This window comes from Kribbella sp. NPDC051620 (genome assembly GCF_044453825.1).
GTDB lineage: Bacteria > Actinomycetota > Actinomycetes > Propionibacteriales > Kribbellaceae > Kribbella.
This window is the reverse complement of sequence record NZ_JBITDB010000003.1, coordinates 438,734-457,075: the sequence shown is the minus strand read 5'-3', so window position 1 is coordinate 457,075 and position 18,342 is coordinate 438,734. Positions and strand designations below refer to the sequence as shown.

General features: G+C 67.7%; 17 protein-coding genes. 8 read left to right on the top strand and 9 right to left on the bottom strand.

Annotated elements, in window-relative coordinates; all coding sequences use genetic code 11:
- Positions 1 to 22: 22 nt before the first annotated feature.
- On the top strand, positions 23 to 1,054 hold the full coding sequence (locus ACIA12_RS15180) for a LacI family DNA-binding transcriptional regulator (protein ID WP_396367568.1): 1,032 nt from the start codon (positions 23 to 25) through the stop codon (positions 1,052 to 1,054).
- Here the strand turns inward: ACIA12_RS15180 and ACIA12_RS15175 are convergent, their stop codons facing one another.
- From ACIA12_RS15175 to sucC, 3 genes are read right to left on the bottom strand one after another with little or no spacing between them, the layout of a single operon-like run.
- On the bottom strand, positions 1,055 to 1,930 hold the full coding sequence (locus tag ACIA12_RS15175; protein ID WP_396367567.1) for a 2-hydroxy-3-oxopropionate reductase: 876 nt from the start codon (positions 1,928 to 1,930) through the stop codon (positions 1,055 to 1,057).
- Between the two features lie 13 nt (positions 1,931 to 1,943).
- Positions 1,944 to 2,837, bottom strand: coding sequence for a succinate--CoA ligase subunit alpha (gene sucD, locus ACIA12_RS15170; RefSeq protein ID WP_396367566.1), 894 nt, complete (start codon positions 2,835 to 2,837; stop codon positions 1,944 to 1,946).
- A gap of 13 nt (positions 2,838 to 2,850) precedes the next feature.
- On the bottom strand, positions 2,851 to 4,008 hold the full coding sequence (gene sucC / locus ACIA12_RS15165; protein WP_396367565.1) for an ADP-forming succinate--CoA ligase subunit beta: 1,158 nt from the start codon (positions 4,006 to 4,008) through the stop codon (positions 2,851 to 2,853).
- Positions 4,009 to 4,124: 116 nt separating this feature from the next.
- Between sucC and ACIA12_RS15160 the strand changes: the two genes are divergently transcribed.
- Entirely contained in the window at positions 4,125 to 5,495 is a 1,371-nt protein-coding gene (locus tag ACIA12_RS15160; protein ID WP_396367564.1) for an OFA family MFS transporter, read from the top strand.
- A 59-nt stretch (positions 5,496 to 5,554) separates the two neighbouring features.
- Positions 5,555 to 6,091 (top strand): hypothetical protein, encoded by a 537-nt coding sequence (locus ACIA12_RS15155; RefSeq protein ID WP_396367563.1) that lies wholly within the window; start codon positions 5,555 to 5,557, stop codon positions 6,089 to 6,091.
- On the opposite strand, the gene ACIA12_RS15150 is transcribed toward ACIA12_RS15155, so the two are convergent.
- Positions 6,016 to 6,300, bottom strand: coding sequence for a hypothetical protein (locus tag ACIA12_RS15150; RefSeq protein ID WP_396367562.1), 285 nt, complete (start codon positions 6,298 to 6,300; stop codon positions 6,016 to 6,018). The two genes, ACIA12_RS15155 and ACIA12_RS15150, sit on opposite strands and share 76 nt — an antisense overlap.
- 126 nt (positions 6,301 to 6,426) lie before the next feature.
- Between ACIA12_RS15150 and ACIA12_RS15145 the strand changes: the two genes are divergently transcribed.
- From ACIA12_RS15145 to ACIA12_RS15125, 5 genes are read left to right on the top strand one after another with little or no spacing between them, the layout of a single operon-like run.
- Positions 6,427 to 8,151 (top strand): thiamine pyrophosphate-binding protein, encoded by a 1,725-nt coding sequence (locus ACIA12_RS15145; RefSeq protein WP_396367561.1) that lies wholly within the window; start codon positions 6,427 to 6,429, stop codon positions 8,149 to 8,151.
- Between the two features lie 12 nt (positions 8,152 to 8,163).
- Complete coding sequence (gene frc / locus ACIA12_RS15140; protein WP_396367560.1) at positions 8,164 to 9,390, top strand: formyl-CoA transferase; 1,227 nt, start codon at positions 8,164 to 8,166, stop codon at positions 9,388 to 9,390.
- Between the two features lie 34 nt (positions 9,391 to 9,424).
- Positions 9,425 to 11,566: an acetate--CoA ligase family protein gene (locus ACIA12_RS15135; RefSeq protein ID WP_396367559.1), complete on the top strand. Its 2,142-nt coding sequence runs from the start codon at positions 9,425 to 9,427 to the stop codon at positions 11,564 to 11,566.
- Between the two features lie 39 nt (positions 11,567 to 11,605).
- Complete coding sequence (locus ACIA12_RS15130) at positions 11,606 to 13,105, top strand: Nramp family divalent metal transporter (protein WP_396367558.1); 1,500 nt, start codon at positions 11,606 to 11,608, stop codon at positions 13,103 to 13,105.
- Between the two features lie 3 nt (positions 13,106 to 13,108).
- A complete protein-coding gene (locus tag ACIA12_RS15125; protein ID WP_396367557.1) occupies positions 13,109 to 13,651 on the top strand; it encodes a hypothetical protein in 543 nt (180 codons plus the stop codon).
- A 65-nt stretch (positions 13,652 to 13,716) separates the two neighbouring features.
- Here ACIA12_RS15125 and ACIA12_RS15120 read toward each other — a convergent pair whose 3' ends face one another.
- From ACIA12_RS15120 to ACIA12_RS15100, 5 genes are all read right to left on the bottom strand, one after another.
- Positions 13,717 to 14,472, bottom strand: coding sequence for a GntR family transcriptional regulator (locus ACIA12_RS15120; protein ID WP_396367556.1), 756 nt, complete (start codon positions 14,470 to 14,472; stop codon positions 13,717 to 13,719).
- A 188-nt stretch (positions 14,473 to 14,660) separates the two neighbouring features.
- Entirely contained in the window at positions 14,661 to 14,822 is a 162-nt protein-coding gene (locus ACIA12_RS15115) for a hypothetical protein (RefSeq protein ID WP_396367555.1), read from the bottom strand.
- Between the two features lie 133 nt (positions 14,823 to 14,955).
- Positions 14,956 to 16,116 carry an NAD-dependent formate dehydrogenase gene (locus ACIA12_RS15110; protein ID WP_396367554.1) on the bottom strand — a complete coding sequence of 387 codons (1,161 nt, stop codon included), beginning with the start codon at positions 16,114 to 16,116 and terminating at the stop codon, positions 14,956 to 14,958.
- A gap of 103 nt (positions 16,117 to 16,219) precedes the next feature.
- A complete protein-coding gene (locus ACIA12_RS15105; RefSeq protein WP_396367553.1) occupies positions 16,220 to 17,161 on the bottom strand; it encodes a LysR substrate-binding domain-containing protein in 942 nt (313 codons plus the stop codon).
- Between the two features lie 133 nt (positions 17,162 to 17,294).
- Positions 17,295 to 18,221 carry an aldo/keto reductase gene (locus ACIA12_RS15100; RefSeq protein ID WP_396367552.1) on the bottom strand — a complete coding sequence of 309 codons (927 nt, stop codon included), beginning with the start codon at positions 18,219 to 18,221 and terminating at the stop codon, positions 17,295 to 17,297.
- Between the last annotated feature and the right edge of the window lie 121 nt (positions 18,222 to 18,342).

Below are 18,342 nucleotides of genomic sequence, written 5' to 3'. Positions count from 1 at the left end.
GAGACGACCGAGGGGGATGCCGATGACCGCAGACGAAAAGCAGGTACGCCGACGGCGCGGGGCGTCGATGGCCGACGTCGCCCGGCTGGCCGGCGTCTCCGGCCAGACGGTGTCCCGGGTCGCGAACGGCCGGCGCAATGTCGACGAGGCCACCCGGGACCGGGTGCTGGCCGCGATGCGGGAGGTCGGCTACCGCCCGAACAACGCGGCCCGGGCGCTGCGCAGCGGGCACTTCCGCAGCATCGGCGTGATCGCGTTCGAGCTGTCCAGCTTCGGAAACACCCGGACCCTGGACGCGATCGCCGCGGCAGCCACGTCCAGCGGCTACGCCGTGAACCTGATCCCGGTGCTGGACGGCACCCCGCACGACCTGTCGGGCGCCTTCGACCGGCTCGGTGAGCAGGCGGTGGACGGGGTGATCATCCTGATCGAGGCGCACCGGCTCGACGAAGCCGATGTGCAGATGCCGGAGGGGATGCCGGTCGTGGTGATCGACTCGAACGCCGACCTCGACTACCCGGTCGTCGACACCGACCAGGCCCAGGGGTCGCGGTTGGCGACCGAGCATCTGCTCGGCCTCGGGCACCGGACGGTCTGGCACCTCGGCGGCCCGGAGGACTCGTACGCCGCCTCACGCCGGCTCCGATCCTGGCGCCAGACCCTGACCGACCACGGCTGCCCGGTACCGCCCGTGCTCACCGGTGACTGGTCGGCCGGCTCCGGGTACGTGGCCGGACGCGAGCTCGCTGCCGACCCCGACGTCACCGCCGTCTTCGTGGCCAACGACCAGATGGCTCTCGGACTGTTGCGCGCCCTGCACGAGGCCGGCCGGGCCGTCCCGGGCGACGTCAGCGTGGTGGGTTTCGACGACATGGAGGAGGCAGCCCAGTTCTGGCCTCCGCTGACGACGATCCGTCAGTTCTTCCCCGAGGTTGCCCGCCGCAGCGTCGACGCCCTGATCGAGGGGATCCGGACCGGCGAGCACCACCACCAGCCCGTTGCCGTCGGCACCGAGCTGGTGGTGCGGGCCAGTACCGCGCCACCCCGCCGCTGATCAGCGACCGGACAACTGCTCGACCACCTTGAGGAGTGCCGAGTGGTCGAGCGAACCATTGCCCTGGGCGCGCGCTGCCGCGACCAGTTGAGCGACGATTCCAGTGACGGGCAAGGACACTCCCGCCGCGCGGGCTGAGGCCAGGGCGATGCCCATGTCCTTGTGGTGCAGATCGATCCGGAATCCCGGCTCGAACTGCCGAGCCAGCATCGAGGCGGACTTCAGGTCGAGGATCCGGTTGCCCGCCAGCCCACCGGCCAGTACTTCGAGCCCGCGCTCGCCGTCGACGCCCGAAGCCTCCAGCAGCACGATCGCCTCGCTGACCAGCGCGATGATCCCGGCCACCATCAACTGGTTGGCCGCCTTCACCGTCTGGCCCGCACCATGGCCGCCGACGTGCACGATGGTCCGGCCGAGGTCCTCGAAGATCGGCCGCGCCGACGCGAAGTCCTCCTCCGATCCACCGACCATGATCGACAGCGACGCCTTGATCGCGCCTTGCTCGCCACCGCTCACCGGCGCGTCCAGCACCCGTACTCCGCGCGCCGCGCCCTCCGCCGCGACAGCTTGCGAGGTCTCCGGCGCGATCGAGCTCATGTCGATCAGCAGGACTCCCGACGCAGCCGCCTCGAGCACCCCGCCCGGCCCGAGCACGACCTCCGAGACCTGCGGCGAGTCGGGCAGCATCGTGATGACCACCTCCGCGCCGTCGACCGCCGAGGCGATGTCGGGCGCGGGCTTGCCACCGGCCTGCAGCAGCTTCTCGACGGAGGCCGGTACGACGTCGTACCCGGTGACCTGGTGGCCGGCCGTGATCAGGTTCGCGGCCATGTGCGAGCCCATGATGCCGAGCCCGATGAATCCGATCTTCGCCATCGCGGTGCTCCTTCTAGTGCACGAGCAGTTGGTCGAGGGCTTCGCGCATCAGGCGAGCGGTCTCGCTCGGCGTCTTGCCGACCTTCACGCCGACCGCTTCGAGCGCTTCCTGCTTGGCGGCCGCGGTACCGGACGAGCCCGACACGATCGCGCCCGCGTGGCCCATCGTCTTGCCCTCGGGCGCGGTGAAGCCGGCCACATAACCGACGACGGGTTTGGTGACATATGAGCTGATGAACGCGGCCGCGCGTTCCTCCGCGTCGCCGCCGATCTCGCCGATCATCACGATCGCCTCGGTCTCGGGATCGTCCTGGAACGCCCGCAGCGCGTCGATGTGGGTGGTCCCGATGATCGGGTCGCCGCCGATCCCGATCGCCGTCGTGAAGCCGTACTCCCGCAGCTCGTACATCATCTGGTACGTGAGCGTGCCCGACTTCGACACCAGCCCGATCCGCCCGGGCCCGGCGATGTCGGCCGGGATGATCCCGGCGTTCGCCTTGCCGGGACTGATCAACCCGGGGGAGTTGGGCCCGATGATCCGGGTCGTGCCGGAAGCCTCCGCGTGCGCGAAGAAGGCAGCCGTGTCATGCACCGGGACCCCTTCAGTGATCACCACCACCAAAGGAATTCCTGCATCGATCGCCTCGATCACCGCGCCCTTCGTGAAGCGTGGCGGGACGAAGACGATCGAGACGTCCGCGCCGGTGGACTTCACCGCGTCGGCGCAGGAGCCGTAGACCGGGATCGACCGCTTGGCGAAGTCGACCGACTGGCCGCCCTTGCCCGGTGTCACGCCGCCGACGATATTGGTGCCTGCGGCAAGCATTCGGGACGTGTGCTTCTGTCCTTCGGCGCCGGTCATGCCCTGGACGATGACCCGGCTGTTCTCGGTCAGGAAGATTGCCATTGTGCTGTCTCCTTCACAGGCCTGAGGCGGCCAGCTCGGCGGCGCGGTCCGCGGCGCCGTCCATGGTGTCGACCACCGTCACGAGCGGGTGGTTCGCCTTCGCGAGGATCCGCCGGCCCTCGTTCACGTTGTTGCCGTCCAGCCGGACGACGAGCGGTTTGTTCGCCTCGCTGCCGAGCAGTGCGAGCGCTTGCACGATGCCATTGGATACCGCGTCGCAGGCGGTGATCCCGCCGAACACGTTCACGAACACGCTGCGCACCTGCGGATCGCCGAGGATGATGCTCAACCCGTTCTTCATCACCTCGGCGGACGCGCCGCCACCGATGTCGAGGAAGTTCGCCGGCTTCACCCCGCCGTGCGCCTCACCGGCGTACGCGACGACGTCGAGTGTCGACATCACCAGCCCGGCGCCGTTGCCGATGATGCCGACGGAGCCGTCGAGCTTGACGTAGTTCAGCCCCTTCTCGGCCGCCGCGACCTCCAGCGGATCGCCGGCGGCCTTGTCCTCGAAGGCAGCGTGGTCGGGATGCCGGTACGCGGCGTTCTCGTCCAGCGTCACCTTCCCGTCGAGCGCCTCCAGCGACCCGTCGGCCAGCTTCACCAGCGGGTTCACCTCGACCAGCGACGCGTCCTCCTTGATGAAGACGTCCCACAACGCCCGTACTACGGAAGCCGCCTCAGCCGGGAATCCCGCGGCAGCCACGATCTCGTCCGCCTTCGCCTCGTCGACCCCGGTCACCGGATCGATCGAGACCTTGGCGATTGCGTCCGGGTTGGAGTGCGCGACCTCCTCGATCTCGACGCCGCCCTCGGCGCTCGCGATGCACAGGTAACTGCGGTTCGCCCGATCCACCAGGAAGGAGAAGTAGTACTCCTCGGCGATGTCCGCGGCCGGGGCGAGCAGGACCCGCCGCACGGTATGGCCCTTGATGTCCATGCCGAGGATGTCGCGAGCGCGCTCGGTGGCCTCGGCCGGCGTCGCGGCCAGCTTGACGCCACCTGCCTTGCCCCGCCCGCCGGCCTTCACCTGTGCCTTGACGACCACGCGGCCGCCGAGTTCTTCCGCGGCCGCGGCGGCGTCGGCCGCGTCCTCGACGACTCGCCCGAGAGTGACCGGAACGCCGTGCCGGGCGAAGAGTTCTTTGGCTTGGTACTCCATCAGGTCCATGCAGACGACTGTATTCTGTATGCACTCACGTCACAAGACCCTCTCAACTCTGGACAACCGGTCACCCAGGGGAGTACCAAGGACGACATACGGTATGCAGTAGTCAGGAGACGCTCATGACAGCACGCGACGTGAGAGACGTGTACGGCCGCCAATACCGGGTCGGTGAGGATCCCCGGGAACTCACCGGCCATCCAAGGCGGTGGCAGCTCTGGGCTGCCTGGGCTTGCATGGTGGCGATCAGCCCGTTGCAGTACTCCTTCGGCTCCACCGCGCTGGACCTGCAGTCGAATCGCGGCTGGGGCTTCGTCCAGACGATGTGGCTGCTGGCGATCTTCGTCGCCTGTCAGGCGCTCGTCGCGATCCCAGCGGCGTGGCTCCAGCGCGTACGCCGGGCCTCGCCGACGCAGCTCGTAGTACTGGGTGGCGTCTTTGCAGCTGGAGGTCTGGCGACGCTGGCTCACGCGGGCAGCTATGCGGCCGTGGTGATCGGCTATGCATTGATCGGCGGGGTCGGGGCGGGACTCGTGTATGCCGCCTGCATCACGACCGCCGGCCGGTGGTTCCCGGACAAGCGGGTCGCGACGATCGGGTTCGTGACGGGTGGCTTCGCCGTCGGCGCCGTGCCGAGCATCGCGCTGCTCACGATCTTCGACTCGTCGGGTGGCCACCGCCTGGTCTTCGATCTGGCAGCCGCAGTCGCGCTGCTTGTAGTGCTGACGGCAGGTGGGGTGCTGAAGGATCCGCCGAGGCACTGGTGGCCGGCGGACCTCGACGCGCAAGCCTGGGCGATCGACCGCAAGCTCAACCGCAGCATCCCGAACAACATCCCGGCGGCCCGGCACTACCGTCCTGGTGAGGCGATGCGGACCGGTGCCTTGCCGCTCATGTGGCTGACGCTCGCACTCTGTACTGCGCTGTCGCTGTTCGGCATCGCCTTCGTCGTCAGCTATGCGATGCAGGCCGAGCTGGGCCTGGCCGTCGCCGGGTTCGCGGCCGGATTGCTTGCCGCGGTCAACGGTCTCGGCCGGTCGTTCGCCGGCCACCTCTCGGAGCAGTTCGGCCGTCGGCGGGTGCTGGCGGCGGTACTGATGATCGAAGGTCTGGCTCATGCCGGACTCGTGCTGGCGGGCGAGTCCGGCGTCGGGTGGGCGTTCGTGTTCTGCGCGATGTTCGCCGGCCTCGGCGGTGGCGCCTTCTACGCGATCATGGCGAACCTGGTGCTGGAGTTCTTCGGCGAGAACAGCCTGCTGCAGAACCACGCGATCCTCTACAGCGCCAAGGCGTTCGGTGGTCTGGTCGGAATCGGTGTGACCGCCAGCCTGGTCGAGGCGGTCGGCTACAAGCCGGTCTTCTTGGTGGCCGGCCTCCTCGGTCTCGTCACGTCGATGACGGTCCGATTCCTCAAACAGCCGGGCCGACCTTCGTTGACGGTCCGGCGGCAGTTGGGGACTCCGGTCGCCGGAGTAGTCCGGCCGGGCGAGTGAGCCACGCGGAGTACGGTCGGGTGGCGCGGCCGGAACCATGCGTACTGGAGCTGGTCTCCATGCTGGCCAGGGAACCCTGGACGGATCGGCCAGCCTGCGTCCACCCCGTCCTCGGGTCGATCGCCCGGATGGTCCACGACCACAGTACGAAGGCCGGGCGACGGGCCCTCCTGTCGTTCGCTCCTGACTTCCTCGAGACGGCCCACGTCGGCTTCGAGGGATCGGCCCGCCTGGTGGCGCTCTGTACGTCGACGGCCCTCGCGACGGCGGGGGAGTTGGTCGAGGATGAACGAAGACGCTTGTCCAACGCCCGCCGTACGGCGCTCTATCTGCTCGGTACTGCCGACGAGCCGGCCGGCCCCGCCAGATGGTGGCTGCCCGCGCTGAACCGGGTCGCGCTGGGTGAGCCGTTCTACCGAACTTTCGTCGCCCCCGAGCAAGCTGCCGAAGCCGTCGCCGTCACCGCGCGAGCGGCGGACGACATCCGGCTCCGGCAGCTCCTGAAGCAATGTCTCGCGGTTCAGGGGGCTCGGCGGCCTGGTGCGCCCAGCCCCTCGTGGTCCGCGTCGCCCGTTGCCCAGAGATTGTGGCTGTAGTCGTCGTCAGGGATGGCCACCAGCTCCTGCAGGCGCGGCGGACCGACTTGTTCCTCGAGCCGCCGCAGGTCAATCGAGCACCTCGCCACGTCGTCGATCAGGCGGAGTACGTCGAGATGCGCGCCGAGCTGATTCCGCAAGCCCGCAAGGGCTTTCTCGAGGTTCTGTACCGCGCGGCGGGTCTGGCCGAGTTCGTCATGAATCGACATGGCAACTCCAAGCTGGGCTCTGGACAAGGTGATCGGCAGTGCGGTATGACTACGACTACCAAATACTGTATGCAATCTACAGGCTGATAATCCAGCACGGCCTTCCTCTGAGGAGATGACTGCCAGATGGCCCAGACAGTGTCCGAAACGAACGCGGTTGCCCAGGTGACCGAGCCGGAGCCGAGCACCGCCACCATCTCGGGTGGACATCTGGTGGCGAAGGCCCTCAAGGCCGAGGGCATCGACGTGATCTTCACCCTCTGCGGTGGACACATCATCGACATCTACGACGGCTGCGTCGACGAGGGCATCGCCGTCGTCGACGTCCGGCACGAGCAGGTCGCGGCGCACGCCGCCGACGGCTACGCCCGGATGACCGGCAAGCCCGGTTGCGCCGTCGTCACCGCCGGCCCCGGTACCACCGACGCCGTCACCGGTGTCGCGAACGCCTTCCGCGCGGAGAGCCCGATGCTGCTGATCGGCGGCCAGGGCGCGCTGAACCAGCACAAGATGGGTTCACTGCAAGACCTCCCGCACGTCGACATGATGACGCCGATCACCAAGTTCGCCGCCACCGTGCCGCATACCGCACGGGTCGCCGACATGGTCTCGATGGCGTTCCGCGAGTGCTACAACGGCGCTCCCGGTCCCTCGTTCCTGGAGATCCCGCGCGACATCCTGGACAACTCCGTCCCGGTGGAGTCGGCGGTCGTCCCCGAGGCCGGCCGGTACCGCGCCTCCACCAAGAGCATCGGCGACCCGGCCAGCATCGAGGCGCTGGCCGACCTGATCGCCCGGGCCGAGAAGCCGGTCGTCCTGCTCGGCACCCAGGTCTGGACCGCCCGCGGCAGCGACGCGGCGATCGACTTCGTGCGCAAGCTGAACATCCCGGCGTTCATGAACGGCTCCGCCCGCGGCACCCTGCCGCCCGGCGACCCGCACCACTTCCACCTGTCCCGCCGGTACGGCTTCAACAACGCCGACCTGATCCTGATCGTCGGCACCCCGTTCGACTTCCGGATGGGTTACGGCCGCCGGCTGCCGAAGGGCGCGACCGTGGTCCAGATCGACATGGACTACCGCACCGTCGGCAAGAACCGCGACATCGACCTCGGCCTGGTCGGCGACCCGGGCGCGATCCTGGCCGCCGTCACCCAGGCTTCCTCGGGCCGGATCGCGAAGGCCGGTGACCGCAAGGCCTGGTTCAGCGAGCTGCGGGCCGAAGAGGACGCGGCGTACCAGAAGCGGCTGCCGCGGCAGCTCTCCGACGCCAACCCGATCCACCCGCTGCGGCTCGCGCACGAGATCAACGAGTTCCTCACCGAGGACTCGATCTACATCGGCGACGGCGGCGACATCGTCACCTTCTCCGGTGGCGTCGTCCAGCCGAAGTCGCCCGGCCACTGGATGGACCCGGGACCGCTCGGCACGATCGGCGTCGGCATCCCGTTCGTGATGGCGGCCAAGTACGCCCGGCCGGACAAGGAGGTCGTCGCGCTGTTCGGCGACGGCGCCTTCTCGCTGACCGGCTGGGACTTCGAGACGCTGGTCCGGTTCAAGCTGCCGTTCGTCGGGGTGGTCGGCAACAACTCCTCGATGAACCAGATCCGGTACGGCCAGGAGGCCAAGTACGGGCACGACCGCGGCCGGATCGGCAACACGCTGGGCGATGTCAAGTACGACCAGTTCGCCAAGATGCTCGGCGGCTACGGCGAGGAGGTCCGTGACCCCAAGGACATCGGGCCGGCCATGCAGCGGGCCCGCGAGTCCGGGCTGCCGTCGCTGATCAACGTATGGGTCGACCCGGACGCGTACGCGCCCGGAACCATGAACCAGACCATGTACAAGTAGCGGAGGACCCTTATGCCCAAGGCCCTTGACGGTGTTCGCGTGCTGGACATGACGCATGTGCAGTCGGGACCGTCCTGCACCCAGATCCTCGCCTGGCTCGGCGCCGACGTGATCAAGCTCGAAGCCCCGACCGGCGACATCACCCGCCAGCAGCTGCGCGACCTGCCCGACGTCGACAGCCTCTACTTCACGATGCTCAACTGCAACAAGCGCAGCATCACCCTGAACATGAAGTCCGAGCGGGGCAAGGAGATCTTCACCGACCTGGTGAAGAACTCCGACATCCTGGTGGAGAACTTCGCGCCCGGCGCGATCGACCGGATGGGCTTCACCTGGGACCGGCTCCAGCTGATCAACCCCGAGCTCATCTACGCCTCGATCAAGGGCTTCGGCCCAGGCCGGTACGAGGACTTCAAGGCCTACGAGGTGGTCGCCCAGGCGATGGGCGGCGCGATGAGCACGACCGGCTTCGAGGACGGGCCGCCGACCGCCACCGGGGCTCAGATCGGTGACTCCGGTACCGGTATCCACCTGGTCGCCGGCATCCTCGCCGCCTTGTACCAGCGGACGACGACCGGCAAGGGCCAACGGGTCTCGGTGGCCATGCAGGAGGCGGTACTGAACCTCACGCGGGTCAAGCTGCGTGACCAGCAGCGGCTCGCCCACGGTCCGCTGAAGGAGTACCCGAACGACAACTTCGGCGACGAGGTACCGCGCTCGGGCAACGCGTCCGGCGGCGGCCAGCCCGGGTGGGCGGTCCGGACCGCGCCCGGCGGACCGAACGACTACATCTACGTGATCGTCCAGCCGCCCGGCTGGGCCCCGATCGCTTCGTTGATCGGCAAGCCGGAACTCGCCGACGACCCGGACTGGAACACGCCGGCCGCCCGGCTCGACAAGCTCGACAAGATGTTCGGGCTGATCGAGCAGTGGACCGAGCAGCACACCAAGTTCGAGGTGATGGAGAAGCTGAACGCGCTGAACGTGCCGTGCGGCCCGATCCTGTCCACCAAGGAACTGATCGAGGACGAGACGCTGGCCGAGCTCGGCGCCGTCGTCGAGGTGAAGCACCCGCAGCGCGGCACCTTCAAGACCGTCGGCTGCCCGATCAAGCTGTCCGACTCCCCGGTCCAGGTGGAGACCTCACCGGGCCTGGGCGAACACAACTCCGTGATCTACGGCGGCCTCGGCATCGACACCGCCGAACTCGAAGAGCTCAAGGCCGCCGGCGTCGTCTGAACGCCATTCAAACACCTTCTGAGGAGCCTCAGGCATGACTTATGACAAGGCAGCTGTCCAGACCGTCCTCGATCAGGCGCTGGCGGAAGGCCGGACCTCGCTGAGCGCGCCCGAGGCCAAACTGGTCGCGGACGCGTACGGCATCCCGACCCCGGGTGAGGGGCTGGCCACGACTGCCGAGGGGGCGGCCGCGCTGGCCGCCGAGATCGGTTTCCCGGTCGTGCTGAAGATCGTGTCGCCGGACATCCTGCACAAGACCGAGGCCGGCGGCGTGGTGGTCGGCGTCGACAGTTCGGACGCGGCGATCACGGCTTTCGAGCGGATCATCGCGAACGCCCGCGGCTATGACGCCGACGCCGAGATCACCGGCGTACAGGTGCAGAAGATGCTGGTCACCGGGGGTGACGTGCAGGAGGTGATCGTCGGCTCCGTCACCGACGAGACGTTCGGCAAGATCGTCGCCTTCGGGCTGGGTGGGGTCCTGGTCGAGGTGCTCAAGGACGTCACCTTCCGCCTCGCGCCGACCTCGCCGGAAGAGGCCCGCTCGATGGTGGACGGGATCAGCGCGCACGAGATGCTGAACGGCGTCCGGGGCTCGAAGCCGGTCGACAAGGACGCGATCGCGGCCATCATCAGCAAGCTGTCCGACCTGGTCGAGGACTTCCCGCAGTTCGCCGAGGTGGACCTGAATCCGGTGCTGGCCGGGCCGGACGGCGCCACCGCGGTCGACTTCCGGATCATCGTGGACGCCGAGGCCGGCAAGCCGGTCGAGCGCTACACCCAGGACGAGATCCTGACCGCGATGACCCGGATCATGAAGCCGCGCGCGGTGGCCGTGATCGGCGCCTCGAACGAGGACGGCAAGATCGGCAACTCGGTGATGAAGAACCTGGTCAACGGGGGGTACAAGGGTGACATCTACCCGGTCAACCCCAAGGGTGGCGAGGTACTCGGGCTGAAGGCCTTCCCCTCGATCACGGACATTCCCGGCGACGTCGACGTCGCGGTGTTCGCGGTACCGGCCAAGTTCGTCGGCGGGGCGCTCGAGCAGTGCGGCCAGAAGGGCGTGGCAGGCGCGATCCTGATCCCGTCCGGGTTCGCCGAGACCGGTGAGCAGGAGCTGCAGGACGAGGTGGTCGCGATCGCCCGCAAGCACGGCGTACGGATCCTCGGGCCGAACATCTACGGCTACTACTACCTGCCGGAGAACCTCTGCGCGACGTTCTGCACACCGTACGACGTGAAGGGCAGTGTCGCGCTCTCCTCGCAGAGCGGCGGGATCGGGATGGCGATCCTCGGCTTCAGCCGGTCCAGCCGGATGGGTGTCTCGGCGATCGTTGGGGTAGGCAACAAGGCCGATATCGACGAGGATGACCTCCTGACGTTCTTCGAGCAGGACGACAACACCAACCTGATCGCCATGCATCTAGAAGATCTCAAGGACGGCCGGGCCTTCGCCGAGACGGCCGCGCGGGTGTCGAAGAAGAAGCCGGTCGTCGTGCTCAAGGCCGGCCGGACGAGCGCGGGCGCCAAGGCGGCCAGCTCGCACACCGGCGCACTGGCCGGCAACGACAAGGTCTACGACGACATCCTGCGGCAGAGCGGCGTCGTCCGGGCGCCGGGGCTGAACGAGATGCTCCAGTACGCCCGGGGGATCCCGCTGCTGCCGACGCCCAAGGGCGAGAACGTCGTCATCATCACCGGCGCGGGCGGCTCGGGTGTCCTGCTTTCGGACGCCTGTGTCGACAACGGGCTGCAGCTGATGACGATCCCGCCGGACCTGGACGCGGCGTTCAAGAAGTTCATCCCGCCGTTCGGGGCGGCCGGCAACCCGGTCGACATCACCGGCGGCGAGCCGCCGTCGACGTACCGGAACACGGTCGCGCTGGGGCTGGAGGACGACCGGATCCACGCCTTGATCCTGGGCTACTGGCACACGATCGTGACGCCGCCGATGGTGTTCGCGAAGCTGGTCGCCGAGGTGGTCGAGGAGTACCGGGCCAAGGGCATCGACAAGCCGGTCGTCGCCTCGTTGTCGGGTGACGTGGAGGTCGAGGAAGCCAGTCAGTACCTGTTCGAACACGGGGTAGTCGCATATCCGTACACCACCGAGACACCGGTCCAGGTGCTCGGTGCCAAGTACCGCTGGGCCCGGAACGCGGGTTCATTGCACTAGTTCCACCACCCCAGTTGGCGTCGATCTAAGGAGTCCGCCTTGGACGTCACAAGCAAGACCTCAGAAGTACCCGAAGAGCCCGCGGCAGCGGCGGTGACCGAACGGGTCTGGAAGGCCGGCCGGCTCGAACCGATGCCGATCCGGCCACTGCCACCCGCTCCACCGTCCCTGCACATCCTCGGTCCGACCGTCTTCCTGGTCGCGCTGGGCGTCGGCATGGGTGAGTCCTACATGTGGCCCCGGCTCGTCCTGGTGTTCGGTCCGGACATCCGGTGGCTGTTCATGGTCGGTGTCACCCTGCAGGCGTTCGTCCTGCTGGAGATGGCCCGGTACGCGATGGCGACCGGGGAGAGCATCTTCTTCGGCGCCGCGCGGGTGTTCAAACCGCTGATGTGGTTCTTCTACGTCGCGGCGATCCTGATCTACATCTGGCCGGGGCACCTCTCGGCCGGCGCGGCGGCGTTCGAGGAGATATCCGGCATACCTTGGCAGGCAACCGCCTGCGTCTGCCTGGTGTTCGTCGGGATCCTGTTCAGCATGCTCTCGGTGATCTACAACTTCCTCGAGAAGCTGCTGGGTCTGCTGATCGGCTTCCTGGTGGTCGGCACCTCGATCATCGCGGCGATCGTCGGCAGCTGGGACGACCTGGCCCAGACCCTGTCCGGCATGTTCGCGATCGGCTTCCTGCCGGACAAGGCGCTGACCGAGGCCTGGTTCCCGATCCTGGTCGGCTCGATCGCCTTCGCCGGCCCGTCGGGCATGCAGCAGATGTGGTACACGCTGCAACTGCGCGACAGCGGCGCCGGGATGGGCGCGCACATCCCGAAGGTCCGTGGTCTGCGGACATCGGGCGAGGCGGAGGCGATGCCGTCGCGGGGCTACATGTTCGACACCGAGGACCCCGCGGAGATGGCGAAGTGGAAGGGGTGGCGCAAGTGGGTCACCTTCGACGCGCTGCTGCTCTTCTGGGGCATCACGATGCTGGTCACGATCTCGTTCACCGTGCTGGCCATGTCGGCGGCCCGGCAGAATCCGAACGTGGCCAACCTGATCGAGGGCGGTGACCGGGAGGCGGCGCTGAAGGCGATGTCCGACTCGTTCGCCTCGGCCGGCAGCCCGATCCTGGGCACGCTGTTCTTCGCCTTCATCGCGCTGATCGGCCTGAACGCCACGCTGGGGTTGTTCGACTCGTTCTCGCGTGGCCAGGCGGACATGACGTACTACTTCATCCCGGGCGCCAAACGGTTCTCGATGTCGAAGCTGTACGCCGGGTTCCTCTGGGGCGTGATCACGTTCGGCATCCTGATCCTGCTGTTCGGTCCGGCCGACGGTCCGGCAGGGATCCTCGACGTGCTCGCGTTCTTGTCGACCTTCGCGATGGGCGCCTACTGCATCGTGTTGCTCCTGGTGAACAACAAGATGCTGCCCAAACCGATCCGGCCCGGACCGGTGCGGAACGTCATCATCGGGTTCGGGGCGGTCTTCTATCTGGGCATGCTGTTCTACAGCCTGGTGCGCTTCGGCGTGGTCGTGGGCTGACTCATGGACACAGTGAAGATCCGGCAGCTCGCGGAGTTCTCATTGCCCGCGGCCACCGTGGGAGTAGCAGCCGGGTTCGTCGCCGGTGGGTTGGCCGCGTTCGTCGGCCGGCCCATCGGCTGGGCGATCGTCACCGGGCTCGGACTGGCTGTCCCGCTGGTCCTGTTCGGTGCCGGGTACGCCGTACTGCTTGCCCTCGGCAAGCTCCCGGCCGGCGTATTCGCTCCCGCGGCGGTCTACTGGGTGATCGGCTTCCCACTAGCACTGCTGGTGCACGCCGTCGTCACCGAGTGGTCCGTGACGGGCACCCCCGGCCTCCCGGCAGAACCCTGGAAGTTCCTGGCCTTCCGTGCCCTGCTCAGCATGGGATTCGCCATCGGCTTCCTCTGGATGCACGAACAACTGGGCCGCCACTGGTGGCCCCGCATCATCACCCACAACCCGTACGCCCACCGGGTGGTCAGCGAGTACATCCAACTAGCCGACTCCCTGGCAGCCCGCAAGGCAGCCACCGACCGCAACCGCAAGAAACAACCCACCACCTAGCACCAGCACTTTCCAACTACAACCGACCTGAGCTTCGGCTCAGGTCGGTTGTTGCTGTTGAGGGCTCAGTCGGCGGCGCGGCGGCGGGTTGGCTTCTTGGGTGGAGTGGAGGGCTCTTCTGCGGGGGTGCCGGTCTGCAGTTCGTGGTAGGCCTTGCGGGTGTGTTCGGTGTGTTCTCGCATGATCTGGGCGGCCTTGTCCTCGTCGCCGTCGGAGATCGCCTTGACCAGGCGGGTGTGCTCACGCCAGGAAGCCGCACCGCGGACGGGGGCTACGGGGGTGTAGTACCAGCGGACGCGGCGGTCGACCTGGCCGGCGAAGTCGACCAGGAAACGGTTGCCGGACATCTCCGTGATGAGCCCATGTAGCTCGGCGTTGGTGCGGACGGCGCCGTCGATGTCGCCGGTCTCCTGCAGGTTCGCACCGATCTTGCAGAGGTCCTTGAGCTTGGCCACGGCGTCCTTGTCGGGATTGCGCGCGGCCAGTCGCGCGGACTCGGACTCGAGCGCGGCGCGGGCGGCCAGCAACTGGTCCACCTCGTCCTCGGCGGGTACATGCACCATCGCGCCGAAACCGGGCCGCAGATCCACCCAGCCCTCGTTGTTCAACCGCTGCAGTGCCTCGCGAACCGGCTGGCGGGAGACGCCGAGCATGCCGGCCAGCTCCACCTCGACCAGGTGCCGGCCACGCTCCAGCGTGCCGTCGATGATCATCTCGGTGAGGGCCTCGTAGACCGACTCCCGCAGTGGCGTCGGCCGCTTGACGTGCCGGACGCCAGGGGAGTCGGAGTTGGCTTCCGGGCCCGCGCTGGTTGTCGTCATGAGGTCCTTCCCCGCAGATGTGGAAAACATGTGTGGCACTTGGTAGACAGTCTACCAAGTGCCACGGTCTGTCGTCCTGCTTCCGGTGCTCCGGATCCTTGCATGCTGTCCCGCGGGGAGTCCGCCGCCGCGGTGGTGATGCGGTGTCCGGAGCACCGATCGGGGCCGGTGCCCCGAGTCGTCGATACTCAGGCGGCGGTGCTGACGCGCTTCCGCTCGCCGGCTTCGGTGTGCTTGTCGTCCTCGTGCTGGTGGAGCTCGACGTCGATGTCCAGCTGCTGCTGCAGCTCCGGTGCATCCGGGAACTGCGGCCGGGCCGCCAGAGCGCCGAACCTACGGGTGAAGATCATGGTGCCCTCTCATCTGGGTTGGAATTCTGCCTTCTGTATACATTCAACCAGGCGTACTCGCCGGTTATGCCCGCATCTCACGTGATCCCGGTTACGTCCCACGTGATCCCGGGCACAGCGGGCCGGTAACCAGCTAGGACTTGGTCGAATACGAGTGCGCCCCGGTACCGGCCAGCCGGCCGCCGTCGACGATCAGGTACTCGTCGCGGATCGGCGTACCGGCAAAGAAGGACTCGAGGATCTCGCGGGTGCCGGCCGCGTACCTGGCCTGGGCCGACAGCGATGAGCCGGAGATGTGCGGGGTCATTCCGTGGTGCGGCATGGTCCGCCACGGGTGGTCGGCCGGGGCGGGTTGCGGGTACCAGACGTCACCGGCGTACCCGGCGAGCTGGCCGCTCTCCAGCGCCCGGACGATCGCGTCCCGGTCGGCGATCTTGGCGCGGGCGGTGTTGATCAGGTAGGTGCCGCGCTTCATCGTGCCGATCAGCTTGTCGTTGAACAGCCCCTCGGTCTCGGGGTGGAGCGGCGCGTTGACGGTGACGACGTCGCAGTGCGGGACCATGCTCGCGGCGTCGGGGTGGAAGGTCAGGTTGAGTTCGCGCTCGATCGACTCGGGCAGGCGGTGCCGGTCGGTGTAGTGGAGCTTCACGTCGAAGGGCGCGAGGCGGCGCAGTACCGCAGTACCGATGCGGCCGGCCGCGACCGTACCGACGTGCATGCCTTCGAGGTCGTACGAGCGGGAGACGCAGTCGGCGATGTCCCAGCCGCCGTCGAGGACGACCTGGTGGGACGGGAGGTAGTTGCGGACCAGGCCGAGGATCATCATCACCACGTGTTCGGCGACGCTGATGCTGTTGCTGTAGGTGACCTCGGCAACGGTCAGGCCGTGCTTGGTGGCTGCTGCCAGGTCGACGTGGTCCGAGCCGATGCCGGCGGTGATCGCCAGTTTGAGGTTCGGCGCCTTCGCCATCCGCTCGGCGGTGATGTAGGCAGGCCAGAACGGCTGGGAGATCACCACGTCGGTGTCGGGCAGTTCCCGGTCGAGGACCGAGTCGTCGCCGTCCTTGCTGGAGGTGACGACGAGGGTGTGGCCCTGGCTCTCCAGGTAGTCGCGCAGGCCGAGCTCGCCGGAGACGCTGCCGAGCAGAGCGCCCGGGGTGAAGTCGATCGCCTTCGGGGTCGGCGCCGTCTGGCCGCCCGGATAGGAGGCGATGGTCGGGATGTCGTCGCGCGCATAGCTGGTCGGGTAGCCGTTCTTCGGGTCGTCGTACAGCACGCACAAGACCTTGGCCATGATGGCAACTCCTCAACGTCTGAAGGGGATTCGGTCCTTCAACCGTGCTGGTTCGGAGGTGCCGCCGTCCAAGACTTGCTTGCTATTTCGGGATAGGTGCGCGCTATCGGGTCAGCTGTCCACCCATCAGGTGGACGTCGAGGAGTTCGTCCAGGGCGGTGTGTACGCCGGCCTGGCGGGCGACGTCGAGGAGGGCGCGCGCGAGGACGGGTTCGGGGCTCCGTGCGGCGATCACCAGGCCGACGCGTGGGCCATGCGCGGGGGACTTCAGTGGTACGACCTTCATGCCCGCCGGTACGCCGAACATGTGCAGCCAGGCATGGGAGATGACCGTGCTCCAGTGGTTGCCGCGCAGATGGCTGTAGAGGCCGGAGACGGTGTCGCTCTCGATCGCGGGGGTGGCGGTGACGCCGTCGTCGGTGAAGTACCCGTTCATGATGCGGCGGTTGCGCATCTGGGGTGACAGCAGGCAGAGCGGTTGCTCGGACACCTGTGCCCAGGTGGCGACCGGCAGCTCGGCGAGGTCGCCGGTCTCGGGGGTCAGGAGGAGGTAGCGCTCTTCGTACAGCGGGGTTTTGCGGACCTGGCCGAGGGTGTCGTCGTCGAGATAGGTCATCGCGACGTCCAACTCGAACTCGGCGAGCTTCTGCGTGATGTCGCGCGACGAGAGCGACTCCAGCGTCACCCGGGCCTGGGCGTGCCGCTCGCAGAACGGGGTGGTCAGCAACGAGACGACCGGCATCGCAGTCGGAATCGCGCCGAGCCTCAGCGTCCCGGTCAGGCCGCCACGCATCACCGACAACTCGTGCCTGAGGGCGTCGCGCTCGGCCAGGATGCGCTGCGCCCAGAGCAGGACCCGCTCGCCTTCGGGAGTCAGGCCCTCGAACCGGCGCCCGCGACGGACGATCGGTACGTCCAGCTCCTGCTCGAGCTTGCGAATCGCCGCGGACAGCGACGGCTGCGAGACATAGCAAGTGTCCGCCGCCCGAGCGAAGTGCCGCTCCCGAGCGAGCGCGACAAGGTACTCGAGCTGACGCAGCAACATCGCGCCTCAGCCCCGCATCCGGCCGTAGCCAGCATACCGTTCACCTGTATACATAATCCAACACTACGCGCTCAGGCGTAGAGCGGGAAGACGTTACGCGGCCCGGACCAGAACTGGTCCGGGCCGCGGGCGGCTACTCGGAGGGGATGGCGTCGAGTGTTGTCAGGTCTGTGGGGGACAGGTGGATGGTGCCGGCGGCGAGGTTTTCGGTGAGGTGGGTGGGGTTGCCGGTGCCGGGGATGGCCAGGACGTGGGGGCCTTTGGCGAGGGTCCAGGCGATTCGGATCTGTGCGGGGGTGGCGTTGTGGGCGCGGGCGATGGTGTCGACCGGGTCGGAGTGGACTACTCCGCCTTGTTCGCGGCCGGTGGCGGTGACGGCGAAGAAGGGGACGAAGGCGATGCCTTGGGCGCCGCAGGTTTCCAGCATGGTGTCGTTGACCCGGCCGAAGCCGACGCCGTAGCGGTTCTGTACCGCAGTCACGGGCGCGATCTCCTGCGCCTGCGCGAGGTGCTCCAGCCGTACGTTGGACAGACCGAGGTTCTTGATCAGACCAGCGGCGCGCAGCTCGGCCAGTACGCCGAAATGCTCCGCGACCGAATCGAGCCCGTGCTGGCGGAGGTACACCAGGTCAAGCGTCTCGAGCCCGAGTTGGCGCAGGTCGTGTTCGACCAGCGCGCGCAGCTGGTCGGGCCGGGCCAGTCCGTGCTCCGTCGGACCGACCTTGGTGGCGATCGTGAGGTCGTCGGAGTACGGCGCGAGCGCCCGCCGGACCGCGTCATTGGCCCACTCGAGGCTGTCGTAGCCGTGCTGCTCGCCGGCGCGTCCGACGGAAGGATAGAAGGCGGCTGTGTCGAGGTGGTTGACCCCGAGCGCGACGGCCTGGCGCAGCAACGCGATCGCCTGGCCGGCGTCGCTGCCGAGTCGTTTGGTGCCGAAGCCGATCCGGTTGACGGCCTGCTCACCGAGCCGCCAGGTGCCTGCTTCGTTTGAGGGCTTGCGTTCTGCTTCGTCAGATGCTAAGGTTGAGCTGAGATCTGTGTTCACATCTGTTCTATGCATGTGGACAGGATAAGGCCCCGCTCGCTTCCGGTCTAGTGCCGTTTGCTTGCTCGGGGCTTCTTTTTTGGGCGGACCCTTGAATCCCGGCCGCTGCTCGCCCTCCTGCGTGGGATTCTTCGGC